Below are 17,435 nucleotides of genomic sequence, written 5' to 3'. Positions count from 1 at the left end.
CGTTTCCCAAGGCCGCGGTGGCCGCGCTCGCCTCCGCGGTGTGCGCGGCCTGGCAGGCGGGGGACGCCGTGGCGGGCGAGGTGGTGCGCGGCGGCCTGGACGATTTGATCGCGGGTGTGCGCGCGGCCCGGGACGCGGCCGGGTTGACCGGGACGTGGCGGGCCGTGTTCAACGGCGGCGTGTTCCGCGGGTGTCCGCGGTACGCCGCCGAGTTGAGCCGACGGATCGTCACCGAGCTCGGGGCGGCCGAACCGCCGACCGTGATCGCCGATCCGGTGGCCGCGGTGTATGCCGCTTTGCTCGCGAACGAGGGTTCACCACCCGAGAGTTGGGCACATATCCGCAACCTCTGATGTGTCGGGGCACAGCCGAGCGAGGGGGATCGCCGATGACCGGGCAACCGAAGGATCGGGGACCACGAAGCGTCCCGCGACACCGACCGCCCGGGACGGAGTCCGCCGCCGGCCGGCCGAATGTGCACGGGTATGGCGGTGGCGCGGCTGCGGACGCGGGCGTTGCGATCGCAGCCCGGGAGACGGCGGTCGCCGAGGTCGCGGCGGTCACGGGAGGCGCGGCGGTCACGGAGGCTGCGGCGGCCGGCGCGGCCGGGCGGGCGCCGATTCGGCTCGGGCTGTGTCTGGCCGCCCTGGCGCCTGCGGGGTTGGGCGGGGCGTTGCGGGTGGCTCGGGAGGCGGGGGTGGGCGTGGTGGACCTGCCCTCGGACGGCCACTTCGCGCTGGTGGAGTGCGGGCGGCTCGCCGATCCCGGGCTGCATCGCAAGGTGCGGAAGGAGTGCGCGGCCGCCGGGGTCGAGGTGGGCTGTGTGAGCAACAGCCGGGACACCCAGTTGGTGCTGGGACCGCATGGGCCGCACACCGACCCGGTGCTCGTCGGGACCGCCGAGGCCAAGCGGGCCCACGGCCTGCGCGCGGCGCTCGACACGGTCCGGCTGGCCGCCGGTCTGGGCGCGCCGCTGGTCCGGTTGATGCTGGGGGTGCCCGATCTGGCGCGTTGGTTGTCCTGGTCGGGCAGCGCGGTGAGTTGGCAGGACAACGTGGACGCGTGGGCGCTCGCCGCGCGGCCGATCCTGGATCTCGCGGACGCACTGGGCGTGCGGGTCGTGTTCGAACCGCACCCGAAGCAGGTCGCGTACGACCCGGCGAGCGCGAGAGCACTGCTCTCGGCGGTGAGCGGTGTTCACCTGTGCCTCGACCCGGCCAACCTCGCCGCGACCGGGCACGATCCGGTGGCGGCCGTGCGCGGCTGGGGCGAGCGGCTCGCGGCCGTGCACGCGAAGGACCTCCAGCGCTGGTCCGGCGCCGAACCGCCGCGCGGCGCGGGCTGGTCGCGCTATGGGCCCGGCCCGGCGATCCGCTTCCGCGCGCTCGGTGCCGGCGACCTGCCGTGGCCGGCCATCGTGGCCGCGCTGCTCGACGACGACTACCGGGGAGTGATCTACGTGGAACACGAGGACGCCCTACTGCCCACGGAGCAGGGCATTGCCACGTCACTGGCGCTGCTGCGCACGTTGATCCCCGCCGGACGGGCGCAGGGGCGGACCTGGTGACGCTGGACGGAGTACGCGGTGCCCTGCTCGCGGGCGGCCTGGGCGAGCGGATGGGCCCGCTCACCGCCGACATGTGCAAACCCCTGGTGCCGTACGCCGGGTCCTGTCGGCTGGTGGACTTCAGCGTGGCCAACGCGATCCGCTCCGGCCTGCCCGAACTGGTCCTGCTCTCCCAGCACCGGGAGTCCGACCTGGTCCGACACCTGGTCACGCACTGGGACGAACACTCGGGCACCCGACTGCACTTCGGCCCGCACGATGCCCTGGCCCGGAGCGGCCCCGGGGCGATCCTGCCCGCCCGCCCCACCGAACGCGGCACCGCCGACGCACTGCTCGCCAACGCGGAGTACCTGTTCGCCCCGGGCGCGAGCGACCTGCTGGTGCAACACGCGGATCACGTCTACGTGTTCGACTACGCGCCGATGGTCGCCGCACACCGGGCCGCGGACGCCGACTGCACGATCGGCGTACAGCGGATCGAGCGTCGCTACGTGCACCTGTTCGGGATGGTCGAGACCGATTCCGAGCTCCGGGTCCGGGCCCTGGTCGAAAAGCCCGCGCGGCCGACGTCGGACCTGGTGTTCACCGCGTTCTGCGTGTTCCGGATCGACGCGCTGCGCGAGGTCCTGGCCGAGTTGGCCGCGCTCGGCGAGGACGGCTGGCAGCACGACATCAGCCGCGATGTGCTGCCCGCGATGATCGCCCGGGGCCGCCGGGTGACGGCGTATCAGGTGGGTGACTACTGGGCCGACATCGGCACGGTCGAGCGCTACCGAACCGAGCAACTGCGGCTGCCGGACCGGCCGTACCCGATCGCGGCCGAGGCGTTCCCGCGCACCCTGGCGGGTCTGCGGGACGGCTTCCCGAGGTACGTCGCCGGGAGTCTGCTGGGCGCCGAGATACCGCCGGGAGCGCGGGTCGAACGCAGCGTCGTGCACCCCGGCTGCCGGATCGAGCCGGGCGCGACCGTAGTGCGCTCGGTGCTGCTGCCGGGCGCCACCGTTCCCGCCGGAAGTACCGTTCGGGACGCGATCGTCACCCCGGCCGGCATCCTCGCGTCGGCCGCGCCCGCCGACCCGCCGCCCGAGGCGTCCCCCGACCCCGTCAGGAGAGCGCACGGTCCAACTCTTTCGCCGTGATGAACGATGTATGCGTGCCCGCCGTCCGTACGGCGTGCGCGCCCGCCCGGGTGCCGGCGGCGGCACAGCCCGCCCAGTCGCGGCCGGCCAGGTAGGCGTACAGGAAGCCGGAGACGTAGCTGTCCCCGGCGCCGTTGGTGTCCACCACCTCGTCGACCCGCATGGCCAGCGCCGGTACGTGCCGCATCGGCTGGTCCGGCAGCACCAGGTGGCTGCCCCGCCCGCCCGACATCGCGACCACGACCTTGGCCCGGCCCCGGGCGAGCACGTCCCGCGCGGCCTCCTCGACCCGGTCGCCGAGCCGGTTCGTGGAGGTGAACACCAGGTCGGCCCCGTACGCGAAGTCCGCCCGGGCGGGATCCTTGCCGTCCCAGCCGTGCAGGTCGGTCGAGGTGGACACGCCGGACTCGATCGCGTCGGCCAGCGCGGGCCGGGACCAGCCGCCGATCGACACGTGCGCGTGCCTGGTGCGGGCGAGCGCGGGGCGGTACAGCTCGGGATCGACGACCAGGTCGGCGGGCAGCCGACTGTCGTGCAGCGAGAGTCGTTCGCCGTCCGGGCCGACCAGGTTGACGCTGCGCGGCGTGCCGCTGGGGTGCGAGACGTGCGCGAAGGACAGGCCCTGTTCGGCGTAGTGGGCGAGCACGAAGTCCGCTTCCGGGTCGGCGCCGAGCACGGCCGCGAAGTGGGTGCGCAGGCCCAGCGCCCGACAGCCCAGCGCCACCCCGTTGCCGGTGTGCGCGACGTACTGCCGGATCGGTGGCACCTTGAAGTCGCTTATCGGCAAAGGCAGTTCCGGTACTCGGACAATGATGTCCACGCCGACCCCGCCGATCACGAACACATCCAGCTCAGTCATCGGTGCCTCCGAGGGCGTGCGAACGAGACCTCGGCGGCGGGGGAGACCACGAGCGCGGCGTGGATCTCCTCGTCGCTCACGTCGTCGGTGATCACCGTCTCGCCGAGCGCGGTGGGCAGCACGAACCGCAGCCGGCCGTCCCGGATCTTGCGGATCTGACCCAGTGCCTCGACGGTGGTCGCCGGGTCGAGCCGGGCGGGTAATCCGGCCAGCGTGGTGGGCAATCGCACCCGGTCGAGCAGCCCGGTCACCCGCGCGCACAGGGCCGGGTCGAGCAGCCCGCGTCGTTCGGCGATCCGGGCCGCGCAGGCCATCCCGAACGCGACCGCCTCGCCGTGCAGGACCGGACCGTAGCCGGTCGCGGTCTCCACCGCATGGCCGACGGTGTGCCCGAAGTTCAGTGGTCGGCGAAGGTCGCGCTCATAGGGATCGCGGGCGATCAACCGGCACTTGAGCACGCTGGAGGCGTGCACGAGGGCGGCGGTGGGCACTGGTTCGGCGGCCAGGATGGGCGCATGCCGGCGCTCGATCAGCTCGAACAACTCCGGGGAGGCGATGATCCCGGTCTTGATCGCCTCGGCGAGCCCGGCGCGCAATCCGCGACCGTCCTGGGTGCTCAGATACCCGACGTTGGAAACCACCGCCCGGGGCTGATAGAACGCGCCGATCAGGTTCTTCGCGGACGGATGGTCGATGGCCACCTTGCCGCCGAGCGCGGCGTCGACGTGGGCGAGCAGGGTTGTGGGCACGTTGATGTACGGGATGCCGCGCATGTACGCGCTGGCCACCCAGCCGACCGTGTCCATCACCACGCCGCCGCCGACCGCGAGCAGGATGTCGCGGCGGGCGAGCGCGGTGCCGGCCAGCCAGTCCAGCAGGGCGCTCGCGGTGCGCAGACTCTTGCTCGCCTCGCCGGCCGGGAACGACGTGTGGACCACGTTCAGTCCGGACGCGGTCAGTCGTTCGGCGAGCCGGCGCGCGTGCAGCCGGTACACGGTGTCGTCCGTGATCAGGGCGACCCGCCGACCGTCGATCTCGGTGCACAGCCGCGCGAGCGCGGTGGCCTCGTCGAGGCACACGTGTACCGGATACGTGTCGAGCCGCCGGGCGTAGGCCATGATCGGATCGACCGGACCGCGTGGCAGCGCCAGTTGTTCGGACACTCGGACGTATTCGGTCATATATTCACACCCCGGCGGCTCAACGAAGACGTCGCAGACAATCCGGATATTCGCTGCCGAAATAATTACGGCGAGAACTACGAAAAGTCAACAAGGACTCACCCAGAGTGCGCCCGCGCGGTTATAGCAGACCGCCCGACGCTATTCCCGACATTCGCCGATGCCGAAAATTTCGCCCGGAAACGGCCTACGCGGCGGGCCGCGCGGGGTCCTGCGCGCCGGCCGTCGCGGGCGCGCTCGCCACGATTTGCTCGACGTTGTCGTGCCCCCACACGCCCAACGGCAACAGCGCCTCGTTGAGTGACTGCCCCAGCGGGGTCAGCGAGTAGACCACCTTGGGCGGGACCTCGCGAAACACTTCGCGATGCACGATTCCCCGGGCCTCCATCTCGCGCAACTGCTGGATCAGCATCTTCTCGCTGATCCCGGGCACCGCCCGGCGCAACTCACCGAAGCGCCGCTCCTCGACATGCAGCGCCCACAGGATCAACGCCTTCCACTTGCCGCCGATGACATCCATGGCGGCATCGAGGCCGCACTGGTACCGCCGAGCCATGCGCGTCTCCTGTTCCTGGCGATCCCTGCCGATCCCCACCGAGCCCGATCCATCCTTACCGACAGGTAGGTACTGCTCAATATTGTCCGTACGCATTCAGTCGAAAGCAAAGCAATCCTCGACGCGATCACTCTCGAACCGCGCGCTGCCACTCGACGCATGAACATGACGGGCTCCTGCCGTGACCCGGCAGGAGCCCATCGGTGCTTCATCTCGAACCACGCGGGTCCGGGTCGGTTCAGAAGATTCCGGTGATGTCGGTGGTCCAGCCGTCCTGACCGATCCGGATGCCCGCTTCGTGCTCGAAGCGTTGGCCCGCGTAGAAGAAGAGCAGCCCGCTGTTGTCGGGGCCGCCGGCGCCGGTGGCGTAGAGATCCGGGGTCTCCTTGCCGGCGGTGGGCACCCAGACCTTCGTGCCGTCACGCACCTCGACGCTGCCTTGCGTGTTGGGTACAGGGGCAAGTTTCGGCCGGCTTGCCGGGTTCCAGCCCGAGCCGCCGTATGTGCTGCCCGGCAGAATGTCGTAGCCGTTGGGGCCGATCGTGCCCGGGTGGAGGTTGAGTCTGCCGTAGTGGTCGGCGTTGGGGTCGTCGGTGGACCTGCGGCTGATCAAGTCCGGGACGCCGTCGCCGGTGATGTCGCCCGCCGCGTAGAGGTCGAAGGATTCCCAGTCCCAGGTGTCGAGAACGCGGCGAGCTGCCATGTCGAGGCCCCCGTTGGGGTCTCCCGGGTACAGGACCAGGGCGCTGCCCTCGGTGATCAGGAGGTCGGGCAGCCCGTCGCCGGTGGCGTCGCCCGGCGTGATGATCTTCATATCGGCGGGCCAATTGCCGCCGCCGGGACGGGAGATCTCCTTGCGAGTGAAGTCGTCGGGCACACCGAGGCCGTTGTTGGCATACAGGAAGAGGCGGTAGCTCCCGTCCTGTTGCGGCAGGCCGACGAAGTAGTCCTCGTATCCGTCCGGTGGTGCGAACTGGCCGGTGTACGGGCCGGTGAAGTCGCCTCGATGGGCGATCTTGGCACCCGCCCAGCCGGTGCCGCCGATCTCACGGCCGCTGATCAGGGCGGGCCATGGGGTGCCGCCGTACAGGAACAATCGGCCGTCGGTGGACGTGCCGACGATATCGGGTCTGCCATCACCGTCCAGGTCGCCGTTGCGGTCGTCCCAGTCGCCGGTGTCCATCGAGTCGAGGCCGGTCACCCAATCGACGGGTTGGGTTTTGACGGTGACGGCGTCTCCGTCGGCGGGGACGGTGGCCCAGTCGAGTTGATGGGCGACGTCGTCCGAGCCGACGTTGACGAGAGAGCGGTTGCCGGCCTTGTCGAAGGCGCGGATGTACAGCCGTGATTCGGGAAACCGGGTGGGAACGATGGTGATGTCGGCGTAGTAGTCGTCCATTTGCGGTGTGCTCGTGTCCGGCAGCGCCTGTACGCGGTTCGCCGTAGGGCAGTCCTCGTTGCCGGTGGAGAGATAGCGATCGATGAAGTAGCAGAAGGACAGGATGCCCACGTTGTCCGTGGCCTTGAGGCGCAGGGTGCGGGGCTTGCGCGCGGGCACTTCGGGGATGTCGATGCGCTTGCCGTCGGTGGGTGTGACAGTGGGCTTGGTGGGTGCGGACTTGTCGACGTTGAAGCCGCAGTGGCTGGTCCAGCCGGTGTCGACGATGTTGTCGGAGCCGTGCACGACCCATTTGTAGCGGTGGCCGTCCTGGAGGGCGGCGATCGGGATGGTGACGTGCGCCAGGCTGTTCTGGGCGACCTCGACCACGGGGTCGCTCACACCGCCGCCGGCGTACTCCCACACCGAGAAGCCCACCCATACATTGCCGCCGTCGGGGTCGGACACCCGGGCGGTCAGGGTGATGTCGGTGTTGCCGATGGTGGGCCAGGTCGTCGGGTCGCTGTCACAACGGATGTTGACGTTGCCGGAACCGCCGGGGCTCCATGGGGTGAGCCAGGCGGAGCTTTCCTCCAGACTCGGCGGACGGTTGTAGGTCACCTCCAGGTAGGGGTTGTTCGCGAACTTCTTCCAGGTGTACGGGTCCTTGCCGGCGGCGCCGGGAGCTCGGACGCCCAGGGTGATGTTGTCCCAAGTGCCGTTTGCTGCCTCTTGTACCGCGTTCTTGACCTCGGCGGCGTTGAAGTCCTCGCCCGCCGGAGTGCATCCGGTGCCCCAACCATGGGCGAAGGTCTTCGTCTGGAGTGTGCGAATCCAGGTCGGTCGGTTGTTCCAGGTGGTTGCCGAGGTAATCGGATTTGTCAGGCCGAGTTCGACGGCACGCTCGGTGCAACTCCAGGATTTCTGGTTGAAGAGGTTGAGGTTGGCCGAGATGATCGTGGATCCGGCCAGGCCGTCCGTGTTGAGTTCGAAGTACGACTCGGCGGTGCCGTAACTGCGGGCGGTGGAGTCGTTCTCGTAGCCGACTCGGGCCAGTTTGTCGTCGAAGTGTTGGCCGTTCCAGTACGAGGTGGACGCCGCGCCGGAGTCGTTGTCGCGCTTGTAGGCGACGGTCCAGTCCTCGCGCCACCCGTCGGAGAAGACCGGGTCGATGACGACGGGGAATACCGTGTCGGGGGCAGCGAGCAGGGCGGCGTCCGGGGTGAGTCTGAGTGCATCGGGTTCGACGGCGACCGCCACCGGTACGGCATCGACAGGGGATTCCGGTGGCCCGGGTTCCCGGTTCGCGGGCGCGGCGAGCGCGTCGCGCGCCGTCTTGCCTGTCTGCGCCTCGTCGACCTGACCGCTGTCCCACATCGAGGGCGCAGGCGCTCGGAAGACAGCGGCTCCGGACGCGTCCCGAGCGATCAGACCGCCTTCGGGAGCAGTGACCATGTCCAAGCCGTCGACTCCGTAGCGGATTTCTTTGAGCGCGGGATTGGCGGCGGCCTCGCGGGTCTTGATGATCAGATGCTGGGCGATGCCGTCGATGTCGGCGATCAGTCGCAGGTCGACCCCGGGCAGCACCTCGGAGTAGGTCGCCGTCGTCGCGTCCAGGGTGGGCCTGGGTAGCGCGGAGGGCCAGGTCAGCGTGAGTGTTTTGCCGTCCTTGGTCATCGTGGCCAGGGCGCCGCTACCGCCTGGGGAGAACGAGATCGGAAACACCGCCGCGGCCGGTGTGATTCGACCGTCGGGGCCGATGCGCAAGGTCGCGTCGACGGGTTGCCAACCGCCGCCGATCCGGGTGCGCACCGGGCGGAGATGACTGCGCCGGGTGGTCGTGCCATCCGGGTTGGCCCATTTCTCCGTGGTCGGGGTGCGATCCGCCTCGATTTCGATCGGGTGTCCGGATTTCTTCGCCTGCGTGTAAATATCCGGGGCCACCTGGGAACTCGATTCGATGGGCTGCCCGTTATTCGAGGGAGCCGCCTCGACTGCCTGGGCGCTGTAGGTACCGCTGCCCGCCCAAATAGCCGCCAGGGCGACCGCGGTCGAGCCCCGGCGCAAAGCGCGTCTACGTCGGTATTTCGCGTGCACGTGTTTCTCCCTCATGCCGATGGCGGGCGCCCGGACCCGCAGATCGCCGCAGCGTAGCGACTGCCTCCCGGGGTGGTCGGGGTGCGGGCGCTACCATCTTCAAAATCCTTGCTGACCGTTTGGATTGCATTTGCGATTTCTCGTGCATTTTGCCTTCGGGAATTGCTCGCGCGGACGCACGATGCGAAGAAAAAGTTGCCTTTCGGGGGTCGGTGGACGCTTGATATTTTGTGCCGGCCTTTGATCAGGTTGGTCGAGGCGTGGCGTGGGGGTTTCGGGTGCTTTCGTTTCGATGGGGCGGGTTCGCGATGCATGGCGCGGCTCGCCGCAGGCTTCTGGGCACCGGAATCGCGCTGACGTTGGTCGGCACGTTGGTTGCAGCCACACCCCCTGCGCAGGACTCGTCCTTCAAGGTCCGCGAACCACAGAAGGAACGCTCGATAGCCGGCACCAGGGTGCCGGCGGACGCGAAGCGCCCGCCGGGGGAATCCACTCGGAACGCGGGCTCGTCGACGGCCGCCCCCCGCTGGCCGGAAGCCGGCACCGGGATCGTGGCCCTCTCGGCCGCCGTCGACGCCGGGTCCGACCGTTCGGCCGCGATTTCGCAGCCGCCTCTCGTTCAGGCACCCGGCCTGCCGATCCGGGTTGCCGTCGCCGTCCCGCCGGGCTCCCAAGCGCGGCGCCTCGACGCTGTCGCTCCGGTGTCCCGGTTGGAGGTGCGCGTAACGGACCATGGCACCGCGCGACGAGCGGGTCTCGACGGCGTCCTGTTGTCGGTCCAGCGCGCCGACGGCGGTACGACCGCCGGCGGGGTGCATGTCGAGGTCGACTACAAGGGATTTCGCAGCGCGAACGGCGCAGGTTGGTCCGACCGGTTGCGCCTGGTGCAGTTCCCGGCATGCGTGTTGACCACCCCCGAAATCCCGGACTGCCGGATCGGCACTCCGCTGACGACCCGCAATGACGGCGCCACAGGCACGCTGTCGGCCGAGGTACAGGCGGCGCCCGTCGCCGATCCGTCGGGACCGACCGTGCTCGCGGCGACGGCTGGAACGGGCGGTGGGTCCGGGGACTTCAAGGCGACGTCGTTGGTTCCCTCGGGCTCGTGGACCGGGGGTGGCAATGCGGGCGGATTCGGCTGGAGCACACCGATCACGTTGCCCCCGGCGCCCGGTTCGCTCGCGCCCGGCCTGTCGCTCGGGTACTCCTCGTCCGCAGTCGATGGTCGGACCTCGGCGACGTCGAGCCAACCCTCCGTCGTGGGCGAGGGCTGGGGCGGGATGGAACAGGGCTTCATCGAGCGCCGGTATCGGGGCTGCGGGGACGACAAGGACACCCCTGGGTCGACCGCCACCAAGGACGGCGACTGGTGTTGGGTCGGTGGCCAGTACGTCTCGGTCTCGCTGAACGGCAAGTCCTCGGACCTGGTGCGGGACGAGGCGTCCGGGGCCTGGAAGCTTTCGGACGACGACGGTTCCCGAGTCGAGCACCTCACCGGCACCGCTGCCGACACCGGCAACGGCGATGATGGCGACGCGGTCGACGGTGCCAACGAGTACTGGCGAGTCACCAGCGGAGACGGCACGCAGTACTGGTTCGGAAAGAACCGGATGCCGGGCTGGTCTGCCGGCAAGCCCGAGACGAACTCCGTCTACACGGCGCCCGTCTTCGGCAACAACCCGGGTGAACCGGGATACCACGCGACGTTCGCCGACTCGGCCAAGGACCAGGCCTGGCGCTGGAACCTGGACTTCGTTACCGACGTGCATGGGAACGCGTCCGCGTACTTCTACACCAAGGAGCAGAACTACTACTCGCAGTTCGGCGCGCGCACGGGTACCGCGGCATACACCCGCGGCGGCTACCTCGACAGGGTCGAATACGGCCACCGTGCAGACCGTCTCTACGCCGATTCGGCTCCCGCCAGGGTCGACCTCACCTACGCGGAGCGATGCCTCGGCGGTTGCGACACGTTCGACAAGGACCACGCGGCGAACTGGCCGGACGTCCCGGTGGACCTGAACTGTGCCAAGGACGAGACCTGTTACGTGGCGTCGCCCACCTTCTGGACGCGGAAGCGGCTGACCGGCATCGACACGTCGGTGTGGTCGGGTATCGGCACGGACTACACGCCCGCAGACGGTTGGGCCCTGGAGCAGACCTTCCCCGGGAGCGGCGACCGCGGCGGCAAGGCGATGTGGCTGGCGTCGATCACGCATACCGGCAAGGCACCCGGGAGCGCGCCGATCACCCTGCCGAAGACGACGTTCGAGGGCACCCTGATGCCCAACCGAGTGGACGGCGCCGAGGGGTTGCCGCCGCTGTACAAGTACCGAATCACCAGGATCGGCTCCGAGACCGGCACCGACACACTCGTCACGTACTCGCCGCAGGACTGCACGACCGGCGATCTGCCCACTCCGGACACCAACATCCGCCGCTGCTACCCCGTGTGGTGGACACCCGACGGTCAGAGCGAACCGCTCAAGGACTGGTTCAACACCTACGTGGTGACCCAGGTCCAGGACGACGACCTCGTGGCCGGCAGTGGATCGCCAACGATGATCACGTCCTACGAGTACCTCGACGGTGCCGCATGGCATCGCGACGAGGACGAGTTCACGCTGGACAAGCACCGCACCTGGAATCAGTTCCGCGGTTACGGCAGGGTTCGGGTGCGCAAGGGTGCGGTAAACCCCACGCTCAACGAAAGCGTGTTCTTCAGGGGCATGGACGGCGACCGGCTCGCCGACGGAACCGCTCGTTCCGTGCAGGTGCAGGGCATCACCGACCGCCCCGAGTTCAGCGGCCGGGCCCGCGAACAGATCGGCTACGACAAGGACATCGCATTCGGTGGGACGCCGGAGGTGTCCACGGTCACCGAACCGGCACTCCTGCGCACGACCGCCACCCGTCCCCGCCTCGCCGGGTTGCCGGCCCTGACGGCCAATCAGGTCCGGTCCCAGTCGGAGATCAAGAAGGTCCGACTGGCAGGCGCCCGGTGGCAGTCGACCAAGACCACGCGCTCCTTCGACGCCGATGGCCAACCCATCGCGATCAGCAGCGAGGGCGACACGTCGGTCACCGGCGACGAATCCTGTTCCCGCACCACATTCGTAGCGGCGGACCGGACCGCGTGGCTGATCGGGTTCCCAGCTTCCGAGCAGCACACCTCGGCACCGTGCGACGTGGTCGCCACCCCGGCGAACATCCTGGCGGAATCGCGCAACCACTACGACGGTCGCCCGCTCGGAACGGCTCCCGAGCCGGGCAAGGGCAACGTCACCCGCGAGGAGGGCTTGGAACGATTCGACGGCTCGACCCCGGTGTTCGGCGTCGCGGCAGTGACGACGTACGACATCTACGGTCGTCCGCTGAGTGTCACCGGCGAGGACGGCCAGACCAACTCGACGGCTTACACGCCGGCCACCGGGCGTTCGGCAACGGAGATGAGTGTCACCAACCCCAAGGGTTGGACCGGACGCACCACGATCGATCCCGTCCATGGGCTGACGCTCAAGTCGACCGACGTCAACGGCAGGGGTTCCGCGTCCGCTTTCGACGCAATGGGCCGGCTCACTGCCGTGTGGTTGTCCGGACGACCCATCACGGCACCCGCGAACATGCTCTACAGCTACGCCCCCAGTCAGAGTCAACCCACCGCGGTAACCACCAAGACTCTGCTCGACGATGGTAGCTATCACACTGAGATAACCCTCTCCGACGGGTTTTTGAGGCCGCGTCAGGTACAAAGTCAGGTGTCCGACGGACGAGTGGTCACGGACACCTTCTATGACGACCAGGGTCGCAAGGCCAAGGAGAACGCAGGGTTTTTCAACGCCAACGCGCCCGAGTCCGCGCTGCTTTCCGTGGCGGACAACCAGATTCCCTCACAGTCGGTCTTCGAGTACGACGGCATGAGTCGCACGACGGCATCGGTGTTCAAGTCGCTGAACGTCGAGCGTTGGCGCACCAAGAGTCTCTATGGGGGGAACTGGGTTGCCACCGTTCCGCCTGCCGGCGGTACATCGTTGCTCAAGGTCACGGACGTCCAGGGCCGGCCGATCGAGCTGCGTCAATACAAGGACGCCAATCCCGCGGACGGGCCACCCCTGCCGGCTTTCGACGCCCCGGCATCAGCCTACGATGCGACGCGCTACAGCTACGACGCGGCCGGGAATCGCATCAAGGTTGTCGATGCCGCGGGCAGCGAATGGAGGTACGAGTTCGATCTTCGTGGGCGACAGACCAAGGAGATCGATTCCGAACAGGGCGTGACGTCGACGACGTACGTGCCCGGCGGACAACTCGGTGCCGACCAAGTCCGCACCCGCACCGATGCCCGAGGGAAGACACTCTCCTATACGTACGACGAACTCGGGCGCAAGACGTCGCAGCACGAAGGCGACCCGACCGGCCCGGTCCGCACCGAGTGGGGATACGACCTACCCGGCGCGCTCGGCCTGTCGCGCTCTTCGACGCGGATCGACAACGGTTTCCGCTATGTCTCCGAGACCACCGGATACGATCCGACGGGGCGCCCCACCGGCGTGAAGGTGACCATTCCCTCCGCTCCCGGCGAGGAGAAGCTGGCCGGCGAGTACACCACGACCAGCACCTTCACCGAAGGTGTCGGACTGCTGGACAAGGTCACCTACGGCCAATCGTGGGGCGGCCTCCCGGCCGAGACACTGGACTACGGATACACGAAGTTCGGCCTCGCGAACACGTTGTTCTCGGGGAACACGCACTACGTCAACGGGACCCTCTACTCGCCATTCGGCGAGCCGACGCAGACCCAGTTCGGCAACACCGGGCGCCGCACGATCGTGTCGATGTCGTACGCCGAGGACACCCGGCGTTCGACCCGTACGGTCGCCGATCGGGAGAGAAGCGGACCGCAGACGCTCGACGACCTGAACTACACCTACGACCCCAGCGGAAACATCGTCCGGATCGCGAACAAGCGCGACGACGCGTCGAGCACCGACACCCAGTGCTTCGCTTACGACGATCGCACCCGGATGACGAACGCCTGGAGCGCGACCGACGATTGTGCGGCCGGCCCGGCTCTCGGTACGGCACCTCGGGTCGGCGGAATCGACGCCTACTGGACGTCGTACACCTTCGATGCCGTAGGCAATCGGATCGCCGAGAAGCAGCACGACCCGGCAGGCAACCCGGCGAACGACGTCACCAGGACCTACAACACGCAAGCGCATCGGTTGACTTCGGTGGATGCGAGTGGCCCCGGCGGCACCAACCGCACGTCGTACGGCTACGACCTTGCAGGCAACACCACTCGACGCACAGTCAACGGCGACGACCAGAACATGACCTGGGACGTGGAAGGTCACCTGGCATCGTCGTCGAAGTCCGAGGCCGGCCAGGTCAAGACGAGCAACTTCGTCTACGACCCCGACGGCACGCGCCTGTTGCGTCGGGAGCCGGACGCAGTCACGTTGTATCTCGGCACCACCGAACTCAAACTGACCCGAGCGACGAACACGGTCTCCGGCACGCGCTACTACCCGGGCGCGGGAGGGCAGTTCCTGCGCACCTCGTCGGGCAAGAGCTCGATACTCGTGGCGGACCACCACGGCACCAGTCAACTTGCCGTCGACTACGCGAGCATGACGTACACCCGGCGGGCTTCGATGCCCTACGGCGATGCGCGGGGGACGCAGCCGGCGGTATGGCCGGATGACAAGGGCTTCCTGGGAGCGCCGAAGGATGCCTCGACCGGGTTGACGCACGTCGGCGCCCGCGAGTACGACCCGGGCATCGGACGTTTCATGTCCAGGGATCCGCTCACCATCGCCGAGGACCCGGCGCAGCTGAATCCCTATACATACGCAGGTGGGAATCCGGTCAACATCTCGGATCCCAGTGGCATGGGTTGGGGCAAGTTCTTCAAGAAGGCCGTCAAGGTGGTCGCGGTCGCCGTGGTGGTCGCGGTCGTGGTCACCGCGGTGGTGGTCGCAGCGCCGGTGATGGTGCCGGCCATGGTCGGCGCCTCGGGAGCGCTCGCTGCCGGGGCCGCCGGAGCGGAACTGGGGCTGACGGCCGCAGCGATCTACGTGGGCTCCGAGGCATTGGACGAGGCGAGGAAACCCTCCTCGTCGGATACCGACACCGACGACAAGTGCAGGAAGAACAGTTTCGCCGGTGCGACCCCCGTCCTCCTGGCCGACGGCACCACCAAGCCCATCGAGCGAATCACCGTCGGGGACGAGGTCGCCGCCGTCGACCCGGACCGCCCGGGTACCGATCCCGTCTCATCCGAAAGCGTCAGCGCCGTCCATGTCACGGATGGCGACACGTCCTTCGTCGATGTCACCATCGATACCCCCGATGGACCGCGCGCCATCACCTCGACGGCCGATCACCGTTTCTACAACGCCACGAAGCGGTCCTGGGTCAAGGCGGCCGACCTTGAGCCCGGCGAGGAGGTACAGACGCCCGGCGGTCGGGCGAAGGTATTGGCCAACCGGGCCTACACCGCGGTCATCCGCACATACAACCTCACAGTAGACAGGATTCACACCTACTTCGTAGGTGCCGGGAAATCCTCGGTGCTGGTGCACAACGAGGCAGCGGGTGGTGGCTGTCCACACGTTGTTCTGGGAATCGGGAAATTCTCGGACAAGCTGGCGTGGGATCATCGAGCCGGCAAGTCCGATCCGACCAACCCCGTGGAAAAGCCCTCGCCGGAGGCGCGAACCTTCAACCAGTCCTTCAGGGCCGAGGGCGCGGACAACAGCAGGAGCGGGGACCAGAGGGGAATAAACCGGCCGCTCTGGATGGATTCTGTGGAAAATGCCATCAACAGCGAGACGACGCGGCTTTCGATCACCTTGGAAGGTTTGCCCGGAAATACATCGAGAGAGAAGTTCCACAATGCCGTCGTGAAGGGAATGTGGGCGAAGTACCACCCCGACCCAAATGGGTGGGAGACGCCGGCTTCCACGGGCTTCGGAACCGCGTGGGAGATGTATATCGTCTTCGATGCCTCCGTCGAGGAACAGAAGGTCTGGGGAAGGATAGAATGGTTCGACGGTGATGGCAAAGGTAACCGCTGGAAAGTGCCGAGCAAGGACATGGGACCGGCGCCCGATGCAAGGTGGTACAAGGAAGTATTCGACGAATATCGTGAGATCAAGGATGGATTGAAGGAAGTCGACTGGACCTTCTGATGGAAGCCGCCGAGCGAGACGCGAGTGATGGGAGAGCCCAGGCCGGTGGAATCCGAGACCAGACTGCACGAGCGATGGGCCATGGCCCTTTTGGGTAATCCGGCCGCCCCGGTGGATGTCGCACGGCGCGTCTTCGCCACGGGCTCGCTGCTGCCTGCGGGATCCCGGCTCAAGAATGTCGAGCTGTCGCCGGCGGCAACCGCCGCGCTGGTGGCGCACCCCGACCCGAAGATCCGCATGCAAGTCGCGGAGAACCAACGCCTGCCCCGGAATATCCTCGGCCGGCTGGCGAGTGATCCGGACAGTGCGGTGCGTGCCCGATTCGCGCTTATGGCGTGGCGAAATGATACGCAGCCATCCCCTGAGGCGCTGGCGGTGATGTCCGTCGACCCGGATCCGGAGATCCGTGGCGCGGCCGGGAGGTTGCTCGGGTCACGCGACGAGGCTCGGCTCCGGTTGGTCGAGGATCCCGAGCCCGACGTTCGGGCTGCGGCAGTCTCGAGCAGGCACGTGTGGAGCATGCTGAGCCTTGAGGCTCGCGAGCGGCTCCTGGCCGATCCGGATCCTCGGGTCGCGCGGGCAGTGGGGGTCTATCGCCATGCGGGGACGCCGTTGCCGACGACACTGGCCGGATTCGCCGCCGAATCCTCCCTGAAGCGACGGGAGTCGGTGGTGATCAAGGGTCGGCTCGATCGTGATCTCGCCGAGCACCTCGTCCGCGATCCGGATGTGGCGGTCCGTGCGCGAGTGGCGGGCAACGAGCACCTTCCCGTGGATTTGGCCGTGTTGCTCGGCCGGGATCACGATCCGACGGTGCGTCTGGCGGCGTCGATGCACGGGGGGCTGTCGGAGGAGCAGCGGGCAGCGATCGACTACATCGTGCCCGAGGGTCGAGCGCCGATCGCCCGATGGGTGCGGGCCGAGCAGGACGATCCGGACGCGATGCGCCGGGCGGCGGCGTCCGCCCACGTCCTGCTGCGCCGAAGTGCCGCGAATATGCGCCGATTGCCGCCCGATGTGGTCGAGATCCTCGCCCGGGACGAGGACTACTACGTGCGGCTCATGCTCTGCCACCACTGCGCCGACGCTCCGCACGAGCTGCTCGTCGACATGTACGCGCACGACGATCATCTGGAATGGGAGATGCTTCGATTCAAGCCGAACTTCGCCCGCCCGGGCCTGGCGCGTTTCGTCGATCATGCGAACGCCAGGCTCCGCCGTGTCGCGCTTCTCGATCCCGAGGCCGGGCCGGACGTGGTGGAGCGGCTCAGCCGTGACTCCGACTTCCAAGTGCGGTATGAAGCCGCCGGCGACCCACGACTTCCACCGGGTCGCCTCCTCGAACTGCTCTACGACGAAGACGTGGCATCGGCCGCCGCCGGAAACGGTTCGCTCCCGGTGGATTGCATGCATCGGCTGCTCGACGCGGCCGGGGCGCCGCGGGTCTGACGACTGAGGCCGT

General features: G+C 68.2%; 9 protein-coding genes. 5 read left to right on the top strand and 4 right to left on the bottom strand.

Annotated elements, in window-relative coordinates:
• The 3 genes from ABZS54_RS30455 to ABZS54_RS30445 form a co-directional block, all read left to right on the top strand.
• Positions 1–353: hypothetical protein (locus ABZS54_RS30455; protein ID WP_355543152.1), on the top strand; the 353-nt coding region annotated here is incomplete at its 5' end.
• 35 nt (positions 354–388) lie between these two features.
• Positions 389–1,567, top strand: a complete 1,179-nt coding sequence (locus ABZS54_RS30450) for a sugar phosphate isomerase/epimerase family protein (protein ID WP_355543149.1) — start codon at positions 389–391, stop codon at positions 1,565–1,567.
• Positions 1,564–2,706, top strand: coding sequence for a sugar phosphate nucleotidyltransferase (locus ABZS54_RS30445; protein WP_355543146.1), 1,143 nt, complete (start codon positions 1,564–1,566; stop codon positions 2,704–2,706). Before ABZS54_RS30450 ends, ABZS54_RS30445 begins: the two co-directional genes overlap by 4 nt.
• Here the strand turns inward: ABZS54_RS30445 and ABZS54_RS30440 are convergent.
• The 4 genes from ABZS54_RS30440 to ABZS54_RS30425 all read right to left on the bottom strand — a co-directional run bounded on the left by ABZS54_RS30440 (position 2,672) and on the right by ABZS54_RS30425 (position 8,777).
• Positions 2,672–3,565 (bottom strand): PfkB family carbohydrate kinase, encoded by an 894-nt coding sequence (locus ABZS54_RS30440; protein ID WP_355543143.1) that lies wholly within the window; start codon positions 3,563–3,565, stop codon positions 2,672–2,674. The two genes, ABZS54_RS30445 and ABZS54_RS30440, sit on opposite strands and share 35 nt — an antisense overlap.
• The gene (aroB, locus tag ABZS54_RS30435) at positions 3,562–4,746 is read right to left on the bottom strand and encodes a 3-dehydroquinate synthase (RefSeq protein ID WP_355543140.1); all 1,185 of its coding nucleotides are present in this window, start codon (positions 4,744–4,746) and stop codon (positions 3,562–3,564) included. The genes ABZS54_RS30440 and aroB overlap by 4 nt, the downstream gene beginning before the upstream one ends.
• Before the next feature lie 187 nt (positions 4,747–4,933).
• A complete protein-coding gene (locus ABZS54_RS30430) occupies positions 4,934–5,302 on the bottom strand; it encodes a helix-turn-helix domain-containing protein (RefSeq protein ID WP_355543138.1) in 369 nt (122 codons plus the stop codon).
• Between the two features lie 238 nt (positions 5,303–5,540).
• Positions 5,541–8,777, bottom strand: coding sequence for a DNRLRE domain-containing protein (locus ABZS54_RS30425; RefSeq protein ID WP_355543135.1), 3,237 nt, complete (start codon positions 8,775–8,777; stop codon positions 5,541–5,543).
• 716 nt (positions 8,778–9,493) lie between these two features.
• Here ABZS54_RS30425 and ABZS54_RS30420 point away from each other — a divergent pair.
• Together ABZS54_RS30420 and ABZS54_RS30415 are read left to right on the top strand one after the other, a co-directional pair.
• Entirely contained in the window at positions 9,494–15,973 is a 6,480-nt protein-coding gene (locus ABZS54_RS30420) for an RHS repeat-associated core domain-containing protein (RefSeq protein WP_355543155.1), read from the top strand.
• Positions 15,974–16,018: 45 nt separating this feature from the next.
• Positions 16,019–17,422 carry a HEAT repeat domain-containing protein gene (locus tag ABZS54_RS30415; RefSeq protein WP_355543132.1) on the top strand — a complete coding sequence of 468 codons (1,404 nt, stop codon included), beginning with the start codon at positions 16,019–16,021 and terminating at the stop codon, positions 17,420–17,422.
• The last annotated feature ends 13 nt before the right edge of the window (positions 17,423–17,435 follow it).

This window comes from Embleya sp. NPDC005575, from assembly GCF_040605455.1.
Classification (GTDB): domain Bacteria; phylum Actinomycetota; class Actinomycetes; order Streptomycetales; family Streptomycetaceae; genus Embleya.
This window is presented reverse-complemented; position numbering and strand designations above follow the sequence as displayed.